At 53.0% G+C, this 22,222-nt stretch carries 20 protein-coding genes; 10 read left to right on the forward strand and 10 right to left on the reverse strand.

Features of this window, described 5'->3' with window-relative positions:
* Positions 1 to 127 precede the first annotated feature (127 nt).
* Both K1558_RS05830 and K1558_RS05835 read left to right on the forward strand, forming a co-directional pair.
* Positions 128 to 3,208 carry a hybrid sensor histidine kinase/response regulator gene (locus K1558_RS05830; protein WP_238650441.1) on the forward strand — a complete coding sequence of 1,027 codons (3,081 nt, stop codon included), beginning with the start codon at positions 128 to 130 and terminating at the stop codon, positions 3,206 to 3,208.
* Positions 3,209 to 3,251: 43 nt separating this feature from the next.
* Positions 3,252 to 4,385, forward strand: a complete 1,134-nt coding sequence (locus K1558_RS05835; protein ID WP_238650442.1) for a response regulator — start codon at positions 3,252 to 3,254, stop codon at positions 4,383 to 4,385.
* Between the two features lie 286 nt (positions 4,386 to 4,671).
* Here K1558_RS05835 and K1558_RS05840 read toward each other — a convergent pair whose 3' ends face one another.
* On the reverse strand, positions 4,672 to 5,853 hold the full coding sequence (locus K1558_RS05840) for a hypothetical protein (RefSeq protein WP_238650443.1): 1,182 nt from the start codon (positions 5,851 to 5,853) through the stop codon (positions 4,672 to 4,674).
* Positions 5,854 to 6,305: 452 nt separating this feature from the next.
* Here K1558_RS05840 and K1558_RS05845 point away from each other — a divergent pair, with 452 nt between their 5' ends.
* The 6 genes from K1558_RS05845 (at position 6,306) to K1558_RS05870 (ending at position 13,004) form a co-directional block, all read left to right on the forward strand.
* Positions 6,306 to 6,845, forward strand: coding sequence for a cupin domain-containing protein (locus K1558_RS05845; protein ID WP_238650444.1), 540 nt, complete (start codon positions 6,306 to 6,308; stop codon positions 6,843 to 6,845).
* A gap of 177 nt (positions 6,846 to 7,022) precedes the next feature.
* A complete protein-coding gene (locus K1558_RS05850; RefSeq protein ID WP_238650445.1) occupies positions 7,023 to 7,769 on the forward strand; it encodes a LytR/AlgR family response regulator transcription factor in 747 nt (248 codons plus the stop codon).
* A complete protein-coding gene (locus tag K1558_RS05855; protein ID WP_238650446.1) occupies positions 7,766 to 9,055 on the forward strand; it encodes an ATP-binding protein in 1,290 nt (429 codons plus the stop codon). Before K1558_RS05850 ends, K1558_RS05855 begins: the two co-directional genes overlap by 4 nt.
* Before the next feature lie 105 nt (positions 9,056 to 9,160).
* The gene (locus tag K1558_RS05860) at positions 9,161 to 11,200 is read left to right on the forward strand and encodes a serine hydrolase domain-containing protein (RefSeq protein ID WP_238650447.1); all 2,040 of its coding nucleotides are present in this window, start codon (positions 9,161 to 9,163) and stop codon (positions 11,198 to 11,200) included.
* A gap of 276 nt (positions 11,201 to 11,476) precedes the next feature.
* Positions 11,477 to 12,070, forward strand: a complete 594-nt coding sequence (locus tag K1558_RS05865) for a DedA family protein (RefSeq protein ID WP_238650448.1) — start codon at positions 11,477 to 11,479, stop codon at positions 12,068 to 12,070.
* A 121-nt stretch (positions 12,071 to 12,191) separates the two neighbouring features.
* Positions 12,192 to 13,004, forward strand: a complete 813-nt coding sequence (locus K1558_RS05870; RefSeq protein ID WP_238650449.1) for an undecaprenyl-diphosphate phosphatase — start codon at positions 12,192 to 12,194, stop codon at positions 13,002 to 13,004.
* A gap of 375 nt (positions 13,005 to 13,379) precedes the next feature.
* On the opposite strand, the gene hflC is transcribed toward K1558_RS05870, so the two are convergent.
* Complete coding sequence (hflC, locus tag K1558_RS05875; protein ID WP_238650450.1) at positions 13,380 to 14,249, reverse strand: protease modulator HflC; 870 nt, start codon at positions 14,247 to 14,249, stop codon at positions 13,380 to 13,382.
* Positions 14,246 to 15,289, reverse strand: a complete 1,044-nt coding sequence (gene hflK, locus K1558_RS05880; protein ID WP_238650505.1) for an FtsH protease activity modulator HflK — start codon at positions 15,287 to 15,289, stop codon at positions 14,246 to 14,248. The genes hflC and hflK overlap by 4 nt, the downstream gene beginning before the upstream one ends.
* Positions 15,290 to 15,492: 203 nt before the next feature.
* On the opposite strand from hflK, the gene K1558_RS05885 reads away from it, so the two are divergent.
* Entirely contained in the window at positions 15,493 to 16,044 is a 552-nt protein-coding gene (locus K1558_RS05885) for an SMI1/KNR4 family protein (RefSeq protein WP_238650451.1), read from the forward strand.
* Here K1558_RS05885 and K1558_RS05890 read toward each other — a convergent pair.
* The 7 genes from K1558_RS05890 to K1558_RS05920 form a co-directional block, all read right to left on the reverse strand.
* Complete coding sequence (locus K1558_RS05890; protein WP_238650452.1) at positions 15,997 to 16,368, reverse strand: hypothetical protein; 372 nt, start codon at positions 16,366 to 16,368, stop codon at positions 15,997 to 15,999. The two genes, K1558_RS05885 and K1558_RS05890, sit on opposite strands and share 48 nt — an antisense overlap.
* 84 nt (positions 16,369 to 16,452) lie before the next feature.
* On the reverse strand, positions 16,453 to 17,202 hold the full coding sequence (locus tag K1558_RS05895) for an amino acid ABC transporter ATP-binding protein (RefSeq protein WP_238650453.1): 750 nt from the start codon (positions 17,200 to 17,202) through the stop codon (positions 16,453 to 16,455).
* The gene (locus K1558_RS05900) at positions 17,202 to 17,957 is read right to left on the reverse strand and encodes an amino acid ABC transporter permease (protein ID WP_274528400.1); all 756 of its coding nucleotides are present in this window, start codon (positions 17,955 to 17,957) and stop codon (positions 17,202 to 17,204) included. Before K1558_RS05900 ends, K1558_RS05895 begins: the two co-directional genes overlap by 1 nt.
* A 39-nt stretch (positions 17,958 to 17,996) precedes the next feature.
* A complete protein-coding gene (locus K1558_RS05905; protein WP_238650455.1) occupies positions 17,997 to 19,328 on the reverse strand; it encodes a CapA family protein in 1,332 nt (443 codons plus the stop codon).
* Positions 19,329 to 19,346: 18 nt separating this feature from the next.
* Positions 19,347 to 20,189, reverse strand: coding sequence for a transporter substrate-binding domain-containing protein (locus K1558_RS05910; protein WP_238650456.1), 843 nt, complete (start codon positions 20,187 to 20,189; stop codon positions 19,347 to 19,349).
* Between the two features lie 172 nt (positions 20,190 to 20,361).
* Positions 20,362 to 20,781, reverse strand: coding sequence for an HIT family protein (locus K1558_RS05915; RefSeq protein WP_238650457.1), 420 nt, complete (start codon positions 20,779 to 20,781; stop codon positions 20,362 to 20,364).
* On the reverse strand, positions 20,778 to 21,233 hold the full coding sequence (locus K1558_RS05920) for a MerR family transcriptional regulator (protein WP_238650458.1): 456 nt from the start codon (positions 21,231 to 21,233) through the stop codon (positions 20,778 to 20,780). Before K1558_RS05920 ends, K1558_RS05915 begins: the two co-directional genes overlap by 4 nt.
* Positions 21,234 to 21,338: 105 nt before the next feature.
* Between K1558_RS05920 and K1558_RS05925 the strand changes: the two genes are divergently transcribed.
* Entirely contained in the window at positions 21,339 to 22,190 is an 852-nt protein-coding gene (locus K1558_RS05925; protein WP_238650459.1) for an aldo/keto reductase, read from the forward strand.
* Positions 22,191 to 22,222: the final 32 nt, after the last annotated feature.

Consider the following 22,222-nt stretch of genomic DNA (forward strand, 5'->3'; position numbering starts at 1 on the left):
CTATAATTGTTCAAGAATTTATTTGAACGTCTAGCAGGTTATGCCTATCTGTTGTCGAAATCTTTACACTATGATGAATACAAACTCCAGATATTACTTCAAACACCTGACTTTAGTCCTGATATATATGTCTATTCTCTTAGGTTTGCAAGGGGTATGGCAGCATATTTTCGCATTTCCGCAACAACCGCGCGCCATTCAGGGCAGCCTTGATCTGCGCGGATGGAACTTCAAGAATACCCACTCGCTTGTCCTTGACGGTGAGTGGGCCTTCTATCCTGACCGCCTGGCCAGTGACAGCGATATCCGTTCCGGGACTGCCGGAGCACCGGTCATGCTTGGCGTTCCAGGCAACTGGAAGAATGCCCTGTCCGGCTCCTCTCTGGGCTACGGCACGTTCGCCCTCCGTATCCTGATCGACCAGCCGCTGGATGAACCCTATGCCTTCTGGGCACAGCAGATCCAGGCTTCTTCGCGTATTGAGGTCAACGGCCATGTTCTGCGGACCATGGGTCAGCCGGGTACGCGCAAGGAACTGTATCAGCCGAAGGCTGTTCCTTATTCTGCACATTACCTCCCGCCCCAAGGCACACAAGAATTGCTTGTCCTGATTCAGGCTGCCAATTACGAGCATGGCGAGAAGGGAGGCATCTCCTACTCCATGCGACTCGGCGCACAATCCTCCGTTCTGAAGGAGCGGTGGTATTCCACTGCTTTTCAATTGACAACGATTATAATCCTCTTGCTGCATGCACTATACGTCTGCATCCTGTATCTGCTGGCTCATAAGAACCGCATTCTGGTGCTGTTCGCCCTGATGCTGGTCATGATCTCGGTCACTGTTGCTGTGGACAACGATGTCCTGCTGTCCCTTGTACTGCCGCTGAGCTACACTTGGGGAATCAAGTTCAAGCTGCTGTCTTATGTCTGGATGGTGTTCCTCATGCTGCTGCTGACCTACAGGTTCCATGGAGTCCAGAGAGCGGGCCGGGCCGTCCAAGTATATGGTCTCCTGCTCGTCTTATATACTCTAAGCATTGCCGTATTGCCTGTACATATCATCTTGAGCTGGGCCACTCTGCCCTTCAATCTCCTGTATATGCTTCCGCCCTGCTGGATGTTCGTGATCTTCGCAAGGATGGTCTATCAGCGCAAAAAAGACGTTGCCTTCCTGACCTTCACCGCCTGCTGTCTGATCTCGGGCGTCGTCTGGGGAGCCACGGTAAATAATTACCATAAGAATCTGCCGTACTACCCGGTGGATATTCTGGCAGCGATTGTCGGATTCTCCGCCTACGGAATGAAGCAGTATATCCGGCGTTCTGAGGAGAACGTGCGGCTGAATGAACAGCTTGTACAGGCAGACAGGCAGAAGGACCGCTTCCTGATCAATACCTCGCATGAACTGAGAACCCCGCTGCACGGAATGATGAGCATCGCTGAGTCCCAGTATGACAAGCGGCGGGCTGCCTCTGCGGATGAAGACTCCAGAGATATGGAGCTGCTGCTGCGCATCGGGCGTCAGATGTCACAGCTCCTGGATGACCTGCTGGACCTGACCCTGCTGCGGGAGAACCGGATGGTTCTGCACCCCGTTCCCTTGTCTGTAGCTAAGACAGCATCCGGGGTAGCAGATATGCTCCGCCATCTGGCAGAAGGGAGAAACCTGACACTTCTTGTAAGCGCATCCGATTCGCTGCCGCCCGTCTGGGCCGATGAGAAGCGGCTGATCCAGATTCTGTTCAACCTTATACATAATGCGCTGAAATTCACGGAGTCGGGCAGTGTAGCCGTGTCGGCTAAGGAGAGCGGCGGACAGTTGCTGGTCAGCGTATCTGATACGGGAGCCGGGATATCTGAGGAAGACCTCGCCCGGATTCTTCTGCCCTATGAACAGGCAGGCGGACAAGACCGGGGCGGACTGGGCCTCGGCTTAAGCATCACCCGGCAGCTCGTGGAGCTGCACGGGGGCAGCTTAAGTGTGCAGTCCAAGCCGGGCGCGGGCTCCACGTTCAGCTTCAGTCTGCCGCTGGCAGACCATGCCTCCCTTACCGCTCGCCGCACTGCGGATCATACGGGTCCTGCGGAGACAGCCGAACTGCCGGAGCTATCCGCCGCCCAGGATCTACCATTCCGCAACGGGGATACCGCTCCCTTCCCGGCCGGAGTGCCGCCGCCACTAACCGGTGGCGGCGGGGAGCATGAAGGAGATGTCCTCCATATTCTCGCAGTCGATGATGATCCCGTGAATCTGCGGGTGCTGGCCAGTATTCTGCATGAAGAGCACTTCCGGCTGACCCCGGTACTTAGCGGGGAAGAGGCGCTGAAGCGGCTGGAAGAGGAGTCATGGGATTTGCTCATTACGGATGTGATGATGCCTCATATGTCCGGCTATGAGCTTACCCGCAGAGTCAGGGAGCAGTATTCCATGTCTGAATTGCCGGTGCTGCTGCTGACAGCGCGGGCAATGCGGGAGGAGGTCTATTACGGATTCGGGCAGGGGGCTAATGATTATGTAACCAAGCCGGTTGACAGCCTGGAGCTGAAGTACCGGGTAACCGGACTGGCCCGGCTGAAGCAGACGCTGCATCACAGTCTGCGTCTGGAAATGGCTTATCTGCAGGCCCAGATCCGTCCTCATTTCCTGTTCAATGCCCTGAATTCCATCTCCACGCTCAGTGAAATCGATATCTGCCAGATGAAGGAGCTGATCGACGCCTTCTCCTCCTATCTGCGTTCCAGCTTCGATCTGATGAATACCGGTAAACTGGTTAATATACAGCAGGAGCTTTCCCTGGTCAGAGCCTACTTGTATATTGAGAAGGTACGCTTCGGGGAACGTCTGGAGGTCTTGTGGCAACTGGATTTCAGCGGTGTGCTGCTCATCCCCCCGCTCATTCTTCAGCCGCTGGTTGAGAATGCCGTCCGCCACGGGCTGCTCAGCCAGGTTGCCGGGGGTACGCTTACGGTACGGATTGAAGACCAGGGAGATCAGGTCTTATTTGAGGTACAGGATGACGGCAAGGGCATGGAACAGGCGCAGATTGACAGCCTGCTGAAGAAGAACAAAGATACGGCCGCCGGGATCGGCCTGTGGAATACGAACCGGCGGCTGACCGAACGCTACGGGCAGGGCTTATCCATTCAGAGCCGCCCCGGATATGGAACCACCGTCTCCTTTATTGTTCCCTTCCGGCGGGGGGAGTGAGCCTTCCCTCCACCGGTTATCCCTTGTTCAAGGAGGTGATACAGTGCTTCGGGTAGTATTGATTGATGATGAGAAGCTTGCTCTGATCCAGCTGGAGTCCACGCTCAGGGCACTGGGAACGACGATTGTAACCGCCACCTATACCAATCCGCTGCAAGCCCTGGATGAAGCCTCCGGGTGGAATGCGGATATCATTTTTCTCGATATTGATATGCCGGTCCTGAACGGATTAGAGGCTGCGGCTGCACTGGAAGCGCGCTGCCCCGGATCAGCCATTGTCTTCGTCACCGCCTATAACAATTTTGCCCTGGAGGCCTTCGAGGCCAGTGCCCAGGATTACCTGCTGAAGCCGGTGTCCAGAGAACGGCTGCGCAAGACGATTCAACGAATCCGGAACCGGAAGGGTAAGATTCAGAGTGCAGACAAACAGGATGAGCTGATGATCCGAGGCTTCAACTCCATCCAGTTCGAGCGCGGCGGGCTTCCGATCCGCGATTTCCGCTGGCGGACCTCCAAGTCGCAGGAATTATTCGCTTATCTGCTCTACTATCACGACCGGATTGTTGTCAAGGACAAGCTGGTCGAGCTGCTCTGGCCGGACACTTCCTTCAAGCGGGCCTCCACTCATCTCTATACGGCAATCTACCAGCTCAGACAATCGCTGAAGCGGTCGGACATCGGCCTTACCATCAGCAATGCAAGCGTAGGCGAAGGCTATATGCTGGAGAGCGGCGACGCCAAAATCGACTTCGTCCTCTGGGAGGAGGGTATCCTCTCGCTGGAGCCGGTCGATGACCATAATGCCCCGGTGCACGAGGAGCTGTTCAAGCTCTATACCGGTGATTTCCTGGGCGATTACGATTATCTGTGGGCCGAGAGCGAACGCCAGCGGCTACGGAATCTCTCGCTGCAGCACGCCACCGAGCTGGCCGATTATTATTCAGCCAAAGACAATATCACTAAGGCAGTCAACACCTATCAGCGGATCGTGGAGCTTCACCCTTATCACGAGCCGGGTTACCTGGCGCTGATGGACTTCTACAACCGCTTGGGGGAGCTAAGCTTCGTGCAGGAGCAATATGATAAGCTTCGCAGCCTGCTGTGGCGTGACCTGAAGCTGAAGCCCTCCGCCAAGGTCGAGCGCTGGTATGCGAACTGGAAGCGGCTGTATACTTGATTCCATGCCGGAGTTCCGGCGTTACAGAGTCACATACAAAAACGGTATGCCGCCCCCGGTCAGGGTTAGGCATACCGTTTCTTGTTGCACCCGCATCTTCCATTATAGCGGCAGGACCTGCGCAGCTGCGCTGTCCCGTCCTTTCAGTGAAAAGCTGCGGGAAATGCGAATCCGCTGACATAACCGGTGTACACAAGGTTCTCATGCAGTAGCTACCCATGTCAGACGGACCCTCACACTTTTTTAGTACCCGTTACGGGGAACTTAAAACGCTCTGGCGCAAGATTCAGAAATTCATATAGACCACCGCGTAATCGGGAAAAGGCTCCATCCATTTCACCAAGGTCTTCGGCAGCTTGGTGGTTCCCGGAACATTGGTATAGAACCGCACGAACGTCTCAGGAGCTTCATCTGAATCAGAGGCTTCATCCGAATCTAGCGCAGCCGCCCAGAAATGACCCTGCTTATCATACATGATGATCGCTTCTGTAAGGGTGAACAGCCCTCTCACGCCGCCCTGCACCACCTTCGCCCCTTTACCGTCCAGATCCTTCGACTCACTGATCAGCTGCATACTGTACAGGAACAGATCATAATCCTTCCCTACCAGCTTACGGAAGGCCTGGTCATCCGCTGCCGTCTTGAAGACCCCGGTGTCCCGCAAGGTGAACGTGTTCTCTTGCGGGTCTCTTGTATACTGGCCGGTGTAGGTTACATTCGCTCCGGCAGAATACACCGGTGAAGGGCTGGTTACATACAGGCTGCCGTTCAGCAGATAGAAGAAGACCACCGAGCCGTCCTCTTCCCTGTAGATGGCAATCCGCTTGCGGACGAATGCCGTTTCTTCATATAACTGGCCGGAATGAGCGCCATCGTAGGCATCGATTGAGAAGGCCAGCTTATCACTTTTGACATTGCTGAATTCAATATAAGATCCATAGAAGGGCGAATCACTCTTCATATACCATTCTCCCTGCCAATCCTTCACGGACGGCACCTTGGCGCTGGCTGCGCCGGAAGCCGTCAATGCCTCAACCGGCAGCTGCTTGGTGCCGTCCGGGTTGCTCCATACCCCGAAGAACCCGGTGCCGTTAAGCCACCAGCCCTCGAAATGGCCGGTTTCCTTGCCCTTCGCATCATATTCGGTGATATAAGCCTGCTTGCCGCTGACACTTCCTGCGAGCTTGATCGTCTTCTTGTATTTGTCGTAATAATAACTGCCCGTCAGCTTCCCGCTGCTATCCGCCTTGAGCGACATATGAATTGGCAGATTGCCGTTGATCGCGCCCGTCAGCGGCACCAGCCCGTTCGTGGCCGGAGTCTGGGTGGCTAAAGCAGCGGCAACCGTCGTCGTCCCAGCTGGGACAGCCTTCGCCTGTGCCGGAGCAGCCCCTGCCCCCGGCACCAGAATGGCAGGCAGCAGCAGCGCAGCCGCCAGCAGGGTGCTGATCTTACGTGTAATTCTCATAATAACCCCTTCCTCTCACCATCATCTATAACAGCTACGTTACACTGTATGCCATAAATTACCCTTTTACAAGCAGGTAAAGCGCAGGAAACAACCCCGCTATATAAATTAATTTCACTTATAAAATCGCCAATCACAGACCGAGGATATGCAATATCCAAATGATGGTGCAGGCAGAGTTAAGGGGGCAAGCTGTATGGATAGGCTTAACTGCACTCTGTACAACAAAATCGTCTAGTATGCCGCCAAACAACCGTCTAGCTGTATTTCGTACATCTAAATCTCCAATAATACCTGGATTCTTATGATTCCGGCAAAAATAGTTGTACACACTACAGTTGGAGGAGGAGAACCCTCCTTTTCACTGTTTTTAATTGTACAGAGTACATTTATTGCTGTCAGCCTTAGGGTAATTCTATATATACCAAAATTCACTTAGGAGATGATCCGTTATGCCAGAATCAACCGCTACAGGACATCAACACGATGAAGCTATAGTTAAGCTAAAGTTCGAGCCGGACGGCTTGTTGCCGAACAACCCGGAGCTTCCGGCCCTGCTGTATACGGGTGTTCTTAGAGAACACCCGGAAGACACCGAACGGATCTTCAATAATAACGGCTGGCTGAACAGCTGGGTGAACGGTGTCTTTCCCTATCATCACTATCACAGCAATGCGCATGAGGTACTGGGTGTCGTCTCCGGCAGCGCCAGCCTCCAGCTTGGCGGAGACGCCGGACGCACCGTTCAGGTGAGCGCCGGGGATGTCGTGGTGCTGCCTGCCGGCACGGCGCATAAGAAGCTCACGGCTTCACCGGACTTCCGCATCGCAGGTGCCTATCCCGGCGGCATGGACTATAACACCCGCCAGGCGGACCCGGACGACTTCGCGGCAGCGTTGCCCGAAATCCGCGAGGTTCCGCTGCCAGAGCGTGATCCCGTCTACGGCAAGGACGGCCCGCTGCTGAATCTGTGGAAGCCGAAGCAGGCGTAGGAATGAGTAAACCTCGCCTGCCCGTACGCCATTCACCTACCTTCCTCTGCATTTCAGGGATCAAATCATGCAGTTGACACCCTAAGCTGCGAACTCCTATAAACCATGCTGTATACTGTAATGTACAACATTAAGCGTTCATTATATCTCATTGCACCGAAGCTGAGGAGGTCCGTGATGTACAGAGTTGCAGTATGCGATGATGAAGCTAAGCTAAGAGAGCAGGTCAAGGGGCTGCTGCTGGCCTTATCCATGAAGACGAATATCGAATTCGAGATCGGGCTGTTTACCTCCGGCGAGCAGCTTTTAGCTCACTATGAGCAAGGCGGGGATCCCTTCCATATTCTGATTCTGGATGTGGAGATGAGCGGCATGAACGGGATTCAGACGGCACGCCGGCTCAGAAGCCAGAAGCATTTTGACGAACAGATTATCTTCCTGACCAGCTACCCGGAATATATGGTGGAGAGCTTCGACGTCATCACCTTTCAATATCTGATCAAGCCGCTGGCGCCGGGTCTGCTGGAGGAGAAGATTCTCAGGCTGTACGACTACTTCCAGGCGCAGGATAAGAAGTTTCTGGTCATCAAGTCCGGCTACGAGGAGGTCGTGCTGAAGCATGATGACATTATCGGAATCGAAGCCGCCAAGAGCCTGACCGTGAAAAGCAAGCTGAACGTGATTACCCCCGCCGCAACTTACGAGACCAAAGGGCTGATTGCCGAATACGCCGCTGCGCTGCGGGAGAGCCATTTTCTGCAAATTCACCGTTCGATTATTATCAACCTCCTGCATGTGAAGAAGTTCTCTGGCGGGTCCGTGCAGATGTCGGGCGGTCAGGAGTTCCCCATCGGGCGCTCCAGGATCAAAGAGGTTAAAGATTTCTACACCAAATTCATGATTATGAAGGAACACTCCCTATGATTCTCTATAACCTGCCCATTGTGCTCTGTGTGCTGCTGGTGATGGCTTTTCAGACCAACTTCTACTTTGGCTCCGTATTTGACAAATCCGCCAGGAAGCCTAACCGGATCATCTATTTCCTGATCTATGGAGCACTGTGCTGTGTCTACCTGTTCGCCCCGATGTCACCCCTGTTATCCTCCGGTGTAGCCTTGCTGATGATCTTCAGTATGGCGCAATCCTATCGGGTGGAGATGAAGACCCAGGTGATCTTTTCGATACTGTACGCGGTGCTGATGACGGTGGTCAGCTTTATCTCGCTGTATATTTTCTCCATGATCGATTCCGTTGACTACACCAGCATGGATGCCGGTACAGGAATTGACCGGCCGGCCTTCATCAAGGGGCTGATCCTAAGCTGTATCATTATGTTCCCTGTCATTCAGCTCATCCGCCTGATCTCCAAGCGCCGAAGCGTCTCTCTGCCTTACCGGTATTATGTGATGTTCCTGCTTGTCCCGCTGATCAGCACGTACCAGATCAACGTTCTGACCGCAGACACCAAGAAGGATATCTATTATTTCATTGCGATTCTTGGCTTCCTGTTCCTGAATGTGATGATCGTCTATGTCTTCGATACGATAACGGATAAGTTCCAGTTCATGCACGAGAATGCGCAGTTGCAGGACCAGATGAATTACCAGGACGCCAACTATGAGAAAACCGTACACAGCTTCAAATCGATCAAGCGGATCATTCACGACACGCACCAGCAGTTCCTCTACATCGAAGAATGTATCCGGCGGAATGACTCCGCTGCGGCTCTGGAGCATATCAAGCTCACGCTGAATAAAGTGGAGGATGCCTACCAGCGGGTCAATACGGGACATCTTGCAGTGGATGCGCTGGTGACGAACACCCTGAATATCGGACAGGCCAACGGTATCCGTATCGATACCCGGCTTAATCTCCAGCCCGGAGAGCTGCGGATCGACCGCTATGACTTATGTGTTGTGCTGGGGAACATGCTGGATAATGCCATCGAGGCCTCCAAAAAAGTAAAGCTCGCCGAAGACCGCTACATTCTGATCCAGATGCATACGAATGACTCCGCGCTGTTCATCCGGGTGCTGAACCATACGGCCCAGGAAGCGGCCTCCCTCCATTCCCGCAAGCCTGAGCCGGAATACCATGGCATTGGCCTGACCAATATCTCCAGAATCTGCGAGAAGTACGGCGGGAATATGACCACCCTGTCCAGGCATAACGAATTCAACAATATGGTGGTGCTGCCTTTTGACGTTTAGGGATCGTTATTGAACGTTTCAGGGTCATTCCGCTCTATTCTCTGCCTCCCGCCTGTATGATGGATTCAGATAGTAAGCCAATACAGGAACAGGAGGAGACAGACAATGAACAAGTTAGCTTCAGTAGTATTAGCCGCTGTATTATTGATTCCCGCAGCTCCGGCATCGGCCCAGGAGAAGGAATCGGCAGCGCAGGCCAAGGCGCAGGAGCTGGGCCAGAAGATCTTATCCGATTACGGGGTGAGCGGACTCCAGTATGCCATCCGGGACCAGGGCAAGATTACGATGTCCGGCGGCTTCGGCGTATCCGACAAGGCAGCCGGGGCACCGGTCACGCAGGACACCATGTTCGGCATCGGCTCCATCAGCAAAATGCATGTCTCCGCAGCAACCATGATGCTCGCGGAGGATAAGATCATCGACATCGACAAGCCGCTGATAACGTATCTTCCGCAGTTCAAGATGGCCGATGAGCGTTACAAGCAGATTACTCCGCGCATGTTAATGAATCATTCCTCGGGCCTGTACGGCAGCCACTACGGAAACAGCATTCTGCTGGATGATTCTGACACCCGGAATCATGACGAGCTGCTGACAAGACTCCAGTCTGAGCAACTGAAATCCGATCCGGGCGAATACTCCGTCTATTGCAACGATGGATTCCAGCTGCTGGAGCTGATGATTGAGCAGGTCACCGGCAGCAGCTATACGGAATTCCTGGACCAGCACATGAACGGCCCGCTTCAGTTAAGCTCCACCAAGACGCCGCTGAACACTTTTGACCGGCAAAAGCTTGCCAAGACTTACTTCCCTGCCTTCAAGCAGGCACTCCCTGCCGAGAACGCCAACATTCTGGGAGCAGGTGGCCTCTATTCCACAGCCGAAGATCTGACCACATTCGCCGAGATGCTGAACGGCAAGCACCCGGACATTCTGTCGGAAGCCTCCGCTGAAGCGATGCAGCAGCCGGAATACCGCAAGGGGCTCTGGGTTCCCGAAGAGACCAATACCTTCAATTACGGCCTGGGCTGGGATGCGGTCAGTCTCGCACCGTTCAGCGACTATGGAATCAAAGCCTTATCCAAAGGTGGGGATACCATTATGTATCACACCGCACTGGTGACCCTGCCGGAATCGGATATCTCCATCGCGGTGCTCTCGTCGGGCGGAAGTTCAATCTATAACAGCATCTTCGCCTCGAATGTATTGCTGGCGTATCTGAAGGATACCGGAAGGATTGATAAGATCCGGCCAGAAGCAACGTTTACGGCTCCGGTGAAGGCAGCCATGCCTGCTGAGCTCCAGTCCTATTCGGGATTATACGGTACCATTGGCTCCACAACAGAGGTCACGCTGAAGAACGGAGAGCTGAGCCTGCCCGAGCTGGAAGGCGGACTCGTTCCTGCTCAGAAGTATGTCTACACCGGTAAGGGCCAGTTCAAGAGCCCGGATGGCAGCGCCATCGTCAGCTTCGATCAACTAAAGAACGGCAAGACGTATCTGAAGCTGAATGTTCATCTGCAGCTCCCCGGCCTCGGCCAGATGCTGATGGTCACTTACGAATACCAGAAGCTTGATGCCAATCCGCTGGATGCGACGGTGAAGCAGGCCTGGACGAAGCGGGACGGCAAAAGCTACTACGCCCTGGATGAGAAAATCAATTCATCTTTCTACCTCTCCCCTTCCATCCTGACGAAGACCATTGCGGTCGATCAGGGGTATGCTTCCGGGACGCGGATTGTGGATCAGAACACCGCTGTCAATGCGGCTGAGATTCCGGTGATGAACGGCAGAGACGCCTTCGATCTGACATTCTCCAAGCAGAATGGTGCAGAATATTTAACCATCGACGGCAATGATTATATCAGCGGGGATGCGGTGAAGCCGGTCTACGCAGGCCATGCATCGGTCACCACCATCCCCGCCAGCGGCCAGGGCATATGGTACAAGATCGGTAAGACAGCGGCCGGCCGCACCATGAAGGTAACCGCTCCAGATGGCGCAGGGTTTGCCGTCTACGACGACAAGGGCACAATCGTAAATTACTCGGTCGTAACCAAAGACCGCTCCACCGTCTTGCCGCAAGGCGGAATGATCGTCTTCGGCGGACAGGCGGGCGATGTGTTCAAGCTTGAGTTGAAATAACGCTTTCAACTTTTCATACAAATTTTCTATTATTCTCAGAAACTTGCTTCCGGGTATACAGATATGTTTTAATATTATCGACTTGAATAATACTCTTATCCAGAGTTCGGCGGAGGGCATAAGCCCAATGAAGCCGCTGTGACCGGTATGCGGACAGCATATCAGTCGCAGCACTAGAGGCATCCGGGATGCCTTGCACAGATGAGAGGGTGCTGACAGTTGATGAGACTGCCCCCTTAATAAGGGGGCTTTTTGTTTGAGAAGGGGGAGAAGCGTATGACAGAGTGGATTACGGAGTTTATACTTTTCTTTAAGGATTTGTCGTATGCCGGAATTATGATCGCCTTGTCGTTTGAATTCGTGCCTGCTGAAATCGTACTTCCGCTTGCCGGGTATTGGGTGTATCTCGGAGATATGAAGCTGATTCTGACGATTCTGGCCGGTACGGTTGGCGGCACCCTTGGTCCGCTGACGCTGTATGCCCTGGGCCGGTTCGGCGGCAGACCGATGGTGGACAGATACGGGAAGTACCTGTTCATCCGCTCGCATCACCTGGAAGCGTCCGACCGCTTTTTTGATAAATACGGTAGCGGTGTGGCCTTCTACGGGCGCTTCATCCCTGGTGTAAGAACCCTGATCTCGATCCCCTGCGGCATCGCCAAAATGAATGTGTTCAAATTCAGTCTCTACACGTTCCTGGCCATGCTGCCGATCACCGCCATCTACGTCTACCTGGGCTACAAGCTGGGCTCGCAGTGGGAGCATGTGGACGAGCTCGTCAAGCCTTACATTCTGCCGGCAGCTACTATATTCCTGGTAGGCTTCGGGCTGTATGTCCTGTCCAAGCGGTACCGGAGACGGCAGGCTTAATTGGATAATTAAGATGTACTTATGACTTTAACGACAAGCGAAGAAGCGGAGGGGAAAATTACCCTTTCCAGTTCAAAACTTAAGTACATTTTAATATAGCGTTCAACTTTAGGAGGAAAATATGGAATCTGTAGTGGTTTGGCTGAAGTATCTGGTACTAGGACTTGTCCAGGGGGTGACGGAGCCGATTCCTGTCTCCTCCAGCGGGCATTTAATCATTGCCCAGCGGCTGCTCGGCGTGAAGCAGAATGGACTCTCTTTTGAAATTTTGACGAATACGGCCTCATTAATTGCGATCTGCTTCATTTTCCGCAAAGATATCTGGGACTTGATCACAGGGTTCTTCCGTTACCTGCGGACGCGCGATGCCAAGTACCGGTCAGAGTTCATGTTCTGCATCTACATCGTGATCGGAACGATTCCCGCAGCCGTGGCTGCCGTGTTCTTCAAGGATACGATCGAACGTGTCTTCACCTCTGTACATACCGTTTCCATTAGCTTGCTCGTCACCGGGGTTGCCCTCTGGCTGATCCGCAATCTGCGCGGCCAAAAAAGAGACGGTAATCTCAAAGTGAAGGATGCCATCATCGTCGGGCTGGCTCAAGCCGTCGCCCTGATCCCCGGTATAAGCCGTTCGGGTTCAACGGTCATTGCCTCGATTGCGGTAGGCATGAAGCAGGAGACCGCCCTGAAGTTCTCCTTCATGCTGTACATTCCCATCAGTATCGGCGGCCTGATCCTCGGCGCATCTGACATCGCCCATGATCCGAACCGTGCGGCGCTGGCCATGCCCTACCTGATCGCCTTCCTCACCACCCTAGTCGCCACCTACTTCGCCATGCGCTGGTTCATCGGCATTATGGCGAAGGGGAACCTGATTTACTTCTCGTATTATTGCTTCATCGTTGGCACGTTGCTGCTGATTTTCTTGTAACAAGGGCATGGTAAGGAGCCAGAAGGGAATTCACTTCCTTTTGTGGCTCCTCAACCTCCTGCCTTGCGCCTCCCCGAACGATATCCCTTACCATAGTTGGATAAACGTATCTTAATTCTGCGATTAATGCAGGATCAACGGAAGCAAGTGGACAAACAACAACTAAATCAGCCCGTACCCGCCATTTTGGCTGATTGGGGTTAATTTAAGTGCTGTTTTTCCAACTGCTGTTTCCGTATCGCTCCTCTGCTGATCAACAAGTGCCGGAAATCCAACTGTTTTTCCGCCCTAGCAGCCTTAGCAGAGAACTAGCACTTCCCCGCAAAAAAGAGCAGCACTTCTTCCATAATAGGAGTTGTGCTGCTCTTTTTTATATCATTTCTGTCCCGTCAAAATCTTCGCATAAGGCGAATCAATCGGAATCATGATGACCGGCTCGTTCTTCAGCGTGGTCACATAACTCTGCAGAGTACGGTAGAAGCTGTAGAACTGCGGGGACTTCCCGTAAGCCTGGTTGTAGATGCGGGCCGCTTCTCCTTCGCCTTCGGCGATGATTTTCTTGGAGTCGGCTTCGGCCTGGGCCATCAGCTCTCTGGAGGCGCGGTCCGCCTTGGAGGTGATCTTCTTGGACTCCTCATCCCCTTCGGACAGGTAACGCGCAGCGATGGACTGGCGGTCCGAGATCATCCGGTTGTAGACGCTCTGCTTGTTCTCTTCCGGCAGGTCGGTACGTTTGATGCGAACGTCAATGACTTTAATACCGTAATTGTCACGCGATAATGCGTCGCTTACGTCCTTGGTAATCTCATCGTTAATGTTGCCGCGTCCGGTATCCTCACTGATGATATTCTCATAGTTGATCTCCGACAGCTTGCGGCGCACCGAGTTGTAGACGGCTTCGTCAATCCGCTGCACCCCGCCGCTCACCGATTGCACCGTCCGCAGGAACTGCGAGGCGTTGGTGATTCTCCAGACGGTGTAATTATCGACGACAATCGGCTTCTGGTCCTTGGTCAGAATGCTGGTCGGCGAGCTCTCGTAGGTCATCTGGTACTTGGGAAGCTCCGAGACATTCTCGATAAAAGGCAATTTAAACTTCAGCCCCGGCTGCTCCACCGTGCGCATCGCTTCACCGAAACGGAGGACGACCTTGTACTCCCCTTCCTTCACGATGTACGTAGAGCCGGCAAGCAGAATGATCACCACGACGGCAGCGATTAGCGTTACGATTGAATTTCTTTTCACTTGGCATCTCCTCCTTGCGGTGCAGGTGAGGCAGGCGGATTCACCGTTGCCGGAGCAGAGGTGTTATCCTTGCTGCTACGCGCCAGCTCATTGAGCGGCAGGTAGTTCACCGTGTCACTGTTCGAGTTGGTAATGAAGATGCGGGCGTTCGGCAGGATCTGCTCCAGCGTCTCCAGGATCAGCCGGCTCTCGGTAATATTCTGATTATTGGCATACTCGGCAAAAATCGCATTAAACCGCGCCACATCCCCCTGCGCATTCAGAATACGCGACTTCTTCTCACCTTCGGCCCGCTCCAGCAGCGCCTGTGCTTCCCCGCGTGCCTTCGGAATGATATCGTTCTCATACTTCTTCGCGTTGTTGATCTTCGTATTCTTCTCTTCCCGGGCGTTCGTCACCTCGCGGAAGGCTTCCTCCACCTGGCCGCTTGGCGGCTCAATATCCTGGAACTTGATATCAATGATCTGGATGCCGGTGTTATATTTCTTCTGGAGGTCGATGAGCAGCTCACGGACCTTATCCTGAATGACCGTCTTCCCGTCAGTAATAGCGTAGTCCAGCTTCTCGGAACCAATGACGGCACGGATCGATGAGCTGGCTGAGTTACGCAGGAAATGCTCCGGGTCATCGATGTTATACAGATAATCGCGGATGTTGCTGATCTTCCACTGGACGACCGCATCGGCAGAGACAATGTTCTCGTCTCCTGTAATCATCATCGCTTCATCATCTACCGGCACAGCCCCATTAGCCTCCTGGCGGTACCCGATATGTATCCGCTGGGTCAGCTCCGCAGGTACGGTAATCACATCCTGGATCGGATAAGGCCATTTGAAATGAAGTCCGGCCGAGGTCTCATTCGTATACTTGCCGAAGGTCAGAATTGCTGCACGTTCCTGCTCCTGCACGGTATAGAACGAGGTGGCCCCGATATACAGCAGCACCGCCGCTGCGGCTACCCCCACCCCAATCCTTTTGTACATCCCCGGCTTCAGCTTCGGCAGCTTGAGCCCCGGCACATTGTCGCCATTCTGATTCATGAAATTCAAGATGCATCACTCCTTTTGGCCTAATTTAGTCTTTATAAAGCTATATATACGGATTCAAAACAAAAAAGTCGCAAAAATTGCGACTTTAATGAAGGTAGCTGATGTTTGCTGGGTTTCTTGCGGGTTTGCCTAGGTATTTTATGGTATATTTGAGAGCAACATATTCGTCGGTTAAAATCTGGAGGAGGGGTAAGATGTCAAAATTAATACTCGCATCACTAGAAGCTTTAAAAAGGACAATTTCCAACAACAATAATTTTCATATTCAAAGAAATTTAGGATTTCAGCTTACATGCACATTCTCATTTTCCAAGCCTGCCTTGTTAAATGAAATTGAAGAATTTGAAACGGAGACGGATTTAAAGCTGCCAGAAGACTATAAATTCTTTTTATCTTTGCATAACGGGATGGAACTATATAAGGATATTGAAGAATCAGCACCTCATTGGCATATTTTTGGTGTAGATGAAATTCAAGATGCACTGCATAAGTTCCCAACTCCTGATCATGTCTACGTTATTGCAAAATTCAGTGAGACTTTAATATGTGTAAATAGCGATTATGTGAAGCAAGGAAGAAAGGATTATCTTTTTGACCAATCAATCTATACCTCTGCCCGTGATCATGGTGAACCGCTTAATTTGAGTTTTGAACTATGGCTCGATCGTCTACTTGTATCACAGGGAGATCAATTCTGGTTATGGAATGGCATTACGCCTGAAAATCTTAATAAGTACTTTCCATGAAAACCAGGCAATCGGAATTGTAATCGGTTTTTCGATCACATTGAGCCTGTCAGCCATCGCGCTGCCAAATGTAATCGGTTTTTCGATTACATTTGGCCAGTTAGCCATCGCGCTGCCAAATGTAATCGGTTTTTCGACTACATTGGGCCTGTCAGCCATCGCGCCGCCCAATGTAATCGGTTTTTCGATTACATTTGGCCCACTAGCCATCGCACCACCAAATGTAATCGGTTTTTCGATTACATTGGGCCTTCGAGTCGTCCCGGGTTCCATTGTGTTCGGTTTTTCATGTTTATTCGGCTCGTACCCTCCACGCCAACCCATGGTGGTCGGTTTTCCGCATACATTCCACCCACACCAAAAACCCCCGAAAGGCGCAAGCGCCCTCCGGGGGTTCTACTATCCGGTTCAGTTCCCCGTCTTATTACGGAAATAATTCTGCAGGAATTCCTTGGCCCGCTCGGACTTCGGATGGTTGAACACCTGGTCCGGTGTGCCTTCCTCGACGATTTTGCCCTTGTCCAGGAAAAGCACCTTGCTCGCTACCTCGTACACGAAGCTCATCTCATGCGAGACAAGGATCATCGTCTGGCCGGTGGCGGCGGTCTTCTTGATCGTCTGCAGCACCTCGCCTACCAGCTCGGGGTCCAGCGCCGAGGTCGGCTCGTCCAGGAGCAGCAGCTTCGGGTTCATCGCGAGCGCGCGGGCAATGCCCACCCGCTGCTGCTGGCCGCCGGACAGATGCTTCGGATAATAATGAGCGCGGTCGGCCAGACCGACCTGCTCCAGTTGCTCCTGGGCAATCTGGGCGGCTTCGCGGTCATTCATCTTTTTGACAATCTTCAGGCCTTCCTTGACATTATCCAGTGCCGTCCGGTGCTGGAACAGATTGAATTGCTGGAACACCATCGCCGTCTGCTTCCGCAGCTCCAGCCGCTGCTTGTTCGTAATCGTGCTGAAGTCCACCTGGAAGCCTTCGAGATCCAGCGTGCCCTGATCTGCCTGCTCCAGACAGTTGAGAGCACGCAGGAAGGTCGATTTGCCCGCACCGGATGAGCCAATGAGAGCCACAACATCCCCCTTGTTAATCTCAACGGACAGATCGTCCAGAATCAGATTCCCGTGAAAAGACTTGGATAAATGGCTTACCTTAATCATCAGATCCCTCTCCTTCCCCAAGAGAACCAGCCACGGTTCATGGCCCCGGCAGCGGAGTCTGGAATCGAGAATCTTTTCTCCAGGAAGCGGAGAAGCTGTTCAATCAGAATCGTCATGACCCAATAGATGATCGCCAGCGCGAGATACACCTCGAAGAAGCGGAAGTTGCTGCCGGAGATGATTTTACCCTTGGCCGTCATTTCGATTACACCCGCCACGAAGGCCAGGGAGGTTCCCTTCAGCAATCCGATCAGCGCGTTGCCCAGCGGCGGAATCGCCACCACCAGCGCCTGAGGAACGATGACTCTTCTCAGCACCTGCAGATACGTCATCCCCAGCGATTCAGCAGCCTCGATCTGGCCCTTGTTCACCGACTGCAGCGCAGCGCGGATCGTCTCCGAGTTGTACGCCGCTTCATTGAACGCGAAGGTAACCAGCACGAAGATCATCGGCGGAATGGTATTGATATTATAATCTGTCCCGTACTGCTGATTGATGAATTTGAGTAATAACGGAATTCCGTTGTAGGTCAGATATAATTGCACAATGATCGGCGTTCCCCGGATGAACGAGATGAAGACTGAGACCAGCTGGCTTAGGACGGGGATTCGTCTCATGCGGATGACTGCGAACAGCAACGCAAACACAAGGCCGACAATCATCGAGATGACCGTAATTTGCAGACTCACAGGAAGGACCTCTAACAGCCGAGGTATGGATGTGAATACCGCGTTGATATCAAAAATCTCTCCCATGCAGACTAACTTCCTTCCACCTTCAATTTACAGGCGCGGTTAACACGGTCTCACAACGAGACGCCCGCCCTCATAGATCACTTCCGTATGATACCGTTCCTTGCTTACCGCATTCAGCCGTTCCACCAGGGAACCCGCAGCTTCCTCCGAAGCCAGCACCGGCAGGCCGCGCTTGGTCACGATCTCATGGGTGAGCCGAAGATCAATCGGAACCAGCTCGTAGCTGAACCGCTTGTCCTCCACATTCAGATCGAACAGAACGAGGAAGTTCTCCGAGAACTTACGGTCGCTGTAGAAGCCCTGCCAGTTCCCTTCGCTATCCTTGGTGCGGTTCTTGTGCAGCGTGGACGGCGCTTCATTCTCAGGATACCCGTAGGCGGTGAACATCTCAGGCGAGATAATCGATTCCCCGGCCTCGAATTCCATGAACAGACTGCCCAGGTTATAAAAAATCGGCTGCCCCTTATACAGTTCCACCCCCCGGGTGAAGTGGGCGCCATGCCCGAACACACAGCTTGCTCCGGCATCGACCGCGCCCCGCGCGAAGGTCTCGATGAACTCAGCCGGATAATCGGAGTACCAGTTCTCGTTCTCCCCTTCATGCGTATGGAGGCTGACAAACACATAATCACTGCGCTCGCGGGCATCCTGAATGGTGCGGTAGATCTCCTGCTGATCCTGCTCGTTCGCTGTTGTCCGGACGCGGGAGTGCTCCCCCTTCTCGAAGGTTAAATAGCCTTCAAAAAACGAGCCGAATTCATAGTAATTCTCCGATCTGCTCTTGAAGGTCTCAATCCGCTTGCCTTCCTCCATGCTGGCGGCAATGCCGATGCGTTCACTAATCTCCTTGAGCGTGTTGAAGTCCTGATCGTTCACGACATAGGTCCGCGACCAGCGGAGCGGGTTGACGCCCGGACGGGCCGGAACGCCATTCCCCGGATTCGAGGCTGCGAATACCTCACTTCTCGTTACATCAATCGTGATGATCGCAATCCGCCCGTCTGGCGTATCCACGAACACCGGCTTACGGGCTTCATGCAGGCTCATGCCTACTCCGAGCGGAACCAGTCCGCGCGCTTCTGCCTCTTCCATCGTATCGACAAGCCCCTGGGTCCCGTAGTCCCCGGTATGATTATTCGCGAAGCTGACATAACGGATATTCAGCTTCCCGAATTCGTCCAGCGCCTTGGGGCGCACACTGGTCTGATAGCCGCGGCCTGCCGCCGGAACGGTATTTGGCCGCGGGGTTACAAACTCTGCATTGGTAAAAGCCTCATCGGCCCCCTGAAGCAGCGCCAGCAGCTCCGGGTCCATCGTTTTATCTAAATTGCTGCTGGAGAATAATGAATCTCCCGAGATTAAGAATTTCATGTGATCACCTTTCTGCGGTTACTCCATTAGCTCTTTCTTCGGCAGATAGTCGCCGCCCAGCTGTTCCTGGCTGATCTTCAGCAATGTGCCGTCTGCATACATTTCCTTGATCCGCTTGTTGACCAGCTCCAGCAGGCTGCTGTCCGCCGACTTGGATAACAGGATATACGAGCCGGGGTCACTGTTCGCTGTGGAGAACGGAACGACCTTAAGGTTAGTGAAGCCATGCTCCTTGATGGCCTTCTCGGCAGATACACGGGAGATAATGCGCACATCGTAACGACCAGCTTCGATACCCTCGAACTGCTTCACGAAATTCTCATCCGTATACATAATCTCAGCCTTGGCATCCGGGTTCGCTTCATTATAATTCTCCAGCAATGTGGCACCGGAGTTGCCTACTTCGGTTACCGCCTTGTAGCCCTTCAGATCTTCGATCGCCTTAAGGGTGTTGTCATCCTTGCGGACCACGAACACATTGGCATTCTCGATAATCGGCAGCGAGAAATTGTATTTGCTGCGCCGCTCTTCGTTGGAGCCGAAGTTATTCGCCCCGAGCTGGAAGCGCCCGTTATCCAGGCCGGTCAGAATTCCCTCGAATTCAATGGCCTGAACCTCCAGCTTATATTCCGGAAGGTCTTTGAAAATCGCCTTCATCACTTCCACATCATATCCTGTCAACTGGCCGTCCTTCTCATAGCTGAACGGATTGCTGACACCGCTGGTTGCGGCTGTAATCGTCTTCTGGCCCGCGCTGCCGCTGTTCTTATCACCATTGGCGGCCTCATTCTTGTTCCCGCAGCCCGCAATCAGGGCACCCAACATCAAGACAATAACCCCTGATACCCACTTCTTCTTCATTATAATCTCTTCCCCCTCGTCTGATCACGGAACATGCATTATGTCCAATAAATCATAGTCATTTAGTCTGGAATTATTATGTCACGGGGTATACAGTGTGTCAAGGTAAACGGGTAAAGGATTTGACGAATGGTGACGAATATAGTCGATTGGTGGCATGGTTTATTTTGACCTAATTCATCAAAAGCCTTAGTCTCACAGCCAGCTCTGTTGCTTCTGCTTCAGTACAGGAATTCTGCTGTGCAATAAAAGCAATCCCCTTCGCGCTATCGCTCCGCCGCGGCAGGAAATGAGCGTGGAAATGGGGAACCCCATCCACCATGATGACCGTATAGACTCGTTCTGCCCCTGTTGCCTGTTTGAGCGCTGACACTATTTTTTGGACCAGAATCCCGTAAGAGCCCGCTTCCTCCTCCGTCATCTCAGCGAAATCGAGCAGATGCCGCTGCGACTCCAGCACCAGCTGCCCCGGCACGGATTGCTTCGCAGGAAAATGACACAATTTCCAGTGTTCATCTTCATATATATATCCCCCAGGCGGCTGGGGAGTATTCCCCTGATGCTTCTCACAAATGAAACAAGTAGTGTTCATGAAGAACGCACCACTCTCTTCCGGCGCGCCGGAACCTTGACGCCCTGCTCCAGCAGCCTGCTCCAGTTGCCGGGATTGGTCAGGTCGGGGATGCGCTGCTCCAGAATGGCCTGATACTGACGGGCCTTCTCTTCCAGATGGGCGACACGCTGCTTGGCCTCTTCCAGCTGTTGAAGCGCTGCTTCCCTGAATTCCATCATCAGAGCGAAGCGCTGGGGAACCGTCGCATCTCCTTCGAGGCAGAGATCGACATAGGTTTTGATGCTTTCAATGGGCAGGCCGGTCTGCTTAAGGCACCTAATCCCGTACAGCCAGTTGATCGATTCGTCGTCGAACAACCGGATGTTGTTCTTATCACGCTGAATGCTCGGCACCAGCCCTTTATCTGTATAAAAGCGCACCGCATGCTCAGTTAATCCCGTCATGGAAGCCGCTTCTTTGACTGTATACATGTTCGTCCTCCTTGCAAAAAAATAATTTAGCGCCTGCTTGACTTCGTGTAACACGAAGGCGTTAGTCTCATCATATCACCAAATCATCCTAAGGAGGACAATATCATGCAGACTGTAACCTTGAATAATGGAGTGAAAATGCCGTTGCTCGGCTTCGGAGTCTATCAGATTCCAGATGCTGAAGAATGCGAGAATGCGGTGTATGAGGCACTGATGGCAGGCTATCGCCTGATCGATACCGCCTCCGGTTATCTGAATGAAGAGGCGGTGGGCCGGGCCATCAAGCGAAGCGGGGTACCGCGTGAGGAGCTGTTCATCACCACCAAGCTGTGGATTCAGGATGCCGGATACGAAAGCGCCAAGCTCTCCTTCGCCAAGTCTATGAAAAATCTGGGGCTGGACTACTTAGATCTGTACCTCATTCATCAGCCGTTCGGCGACTACTATGGGGCCTGGCGGGCGATGGAAGAGCTGTACCATGAAGACAAAATCAGAGCGATCGGGGTCAGCAACTTCCTCCCGGACCGCCTGATGGACCTCATCGTCCATAACAAGGTCGTGCCTGCGGTCAATCAGGTGGAGACCCATCCGTTCCTTCAGCAGGCGGATAACGCTGCTTTTATGAAGGAACAGGGTGTGCAGATAGAATCCTGGGGACCGTTCGCTGAGGGACGCAACAACCTGTTCAGCAACGAAGTGTTATCCGGGATTGCCGCTAAGCATAACAAATCCGTCGCCCAGGTCGTGCTGCGCTGGCTGATCCAGCGTGACATCGTGGCCATTCCGAAGTCCGTGCGCAAAGAGCGGATTGCCGAGAACTTCGATATTTTTGATTTTGCGCTGAGTGCAGACGATATGGCTCAGATTGCCGCGCTGGATACGGGCGAGAGTCTGTTCCTGTCATATCACGACCCGGAAGTCGCCAAGCGGATGGGCAACTGGAAGATTGAGCTGTAAGCCGGAGGCGGACTTGTCAATTGAAAATAGAA

The organism is Paenibacillus piscarius, from assembly GCF_022234545.1.
Taxonomy (GTDB): domain Bacteria; phylum Bacillota; class Bacilli; order Paenibacillales; family Paenibacillaceae; genus Paenibacillus_AQ; species Paenibacillus_AQ piscarius.

Coding starts and splice junctions, on each gene's coding strand:
- K1558_RS05830 (WP_238650441.1), top strand. CDS start 128: ATGTCTATTCTCTTAGGTTTGCAAGGGGTATGGCAGCATATTTTCGCA.
- K1558_RS05840 (WP_238650443.1), bottom strand. CDS start 5,853: ATGAGAATTACACGTAAGATCAGCACCCTGCTGGCGGCTGCGCTGCTG.
- K1558_RS05845 (WP_238650444.1), top strand. CDS start 6,306: ATGCCAGAATCAACCGCTACAGGACATCAACACGATGAAGCTATAGTT.
- K1558_RS05850 (WP_238650445.1), top strand. CDS start 7,023: ATGTACAGAGTTGCAGTATGCGATGATGAAGCTAAGCTAAGAGAGCAG.
- K1558_RS05855 (WP_238650446.1), top strand. CDS start 7,766: ATGATTCTCTATAACCTGCCCATTGTGCTCTGTGTGCTGCTGGTGATG.
- K1558_RS05860 (WP_238650447.1), top strand. CDS start 9,161: ATGAACAAGTTAGCTTCAGTAGTATTAGCCGCTGTATTATTGATTCCC.
- K1558_RS05865 (WP_238650448.1), top strand. CDS start 11,477: ATGACAGAGTGGATTACGGAGTTTATACTTTTCTTTAAGGATTTGTCG.
- K1558_RS05870 (WP_238650449.1), top strand. CDS start 12,192: ATGGAATCTGTAGTGGTTTGGCTGAAGTATCTGGTACTAGGACTTGTC.
- hflK (WP_238650505.1), bottom strand. CDS start 15,289: ATGAATCAGAATGGCGACAATGTGCCGGGGCTCAAGCTGCCGAAGCTG.
- K1558_RS05885 (WP_238650451.1), top strand. CDS start 15,493: ATGTCAAAATTAATACTCGCATCACTAGAAGCTTTAAAAAGGACAATT.
- K1558_RS05890 (WP_238650452.1), bottom strand. CDS start 16,368: ATGGGTTGGCGTGGAGGGTACGAGCCGAATAAACATGAAAAACCGAAC.
- K1558_RS05895 (WP_238650453.1), bottom strand. CDS start 17,202: ATGATTAAGGTAAGCCATTTATCCAAGTCTTTTCACGGGAATCTGATT.
- K1558_RS05900 (WP_274528400.1), bottom strand. CDS start 17,957: ATGGGAGAGATTTTTGATATCAACGCGGTATTCACATCCATACCTCGG.
- K1558_RS05905 (WP_238650455.1), bottom strand. CDS start 19,328: ATGAAATTCTTAATCTCGGGAGATTCATTATTCTCCAGCAGCAATTTA.
- K1558_RS05910 (WP_238650456.1), bottom strand. CDS start 20,189: ATGAAGAAGAAGTGGGTATCAGGGGTTATTGTCTTGATGTTGGGTGCC.
- K1558_RS05915 (WP_238650457.1), bottom strand. CDS start 20,781: ATGAACACTACTTGTTTCATTTGTGAGAAGCATCAGGGGAATACTCCC.
- K1558_RS05920 (WP_238650458.1), bottom strand. CDS start 21,233: ATGTATACAGTCAAAGAAGCGGCTTCCATGACGGGATTAACTGAGCAT.
- K1558_RS05925 (WP_238650459.1), top strand. CDS start 21,339: ATGCAGACTGTAACCTTGAATAATGGAGTGAAAATGCCGTTGCTCGGC.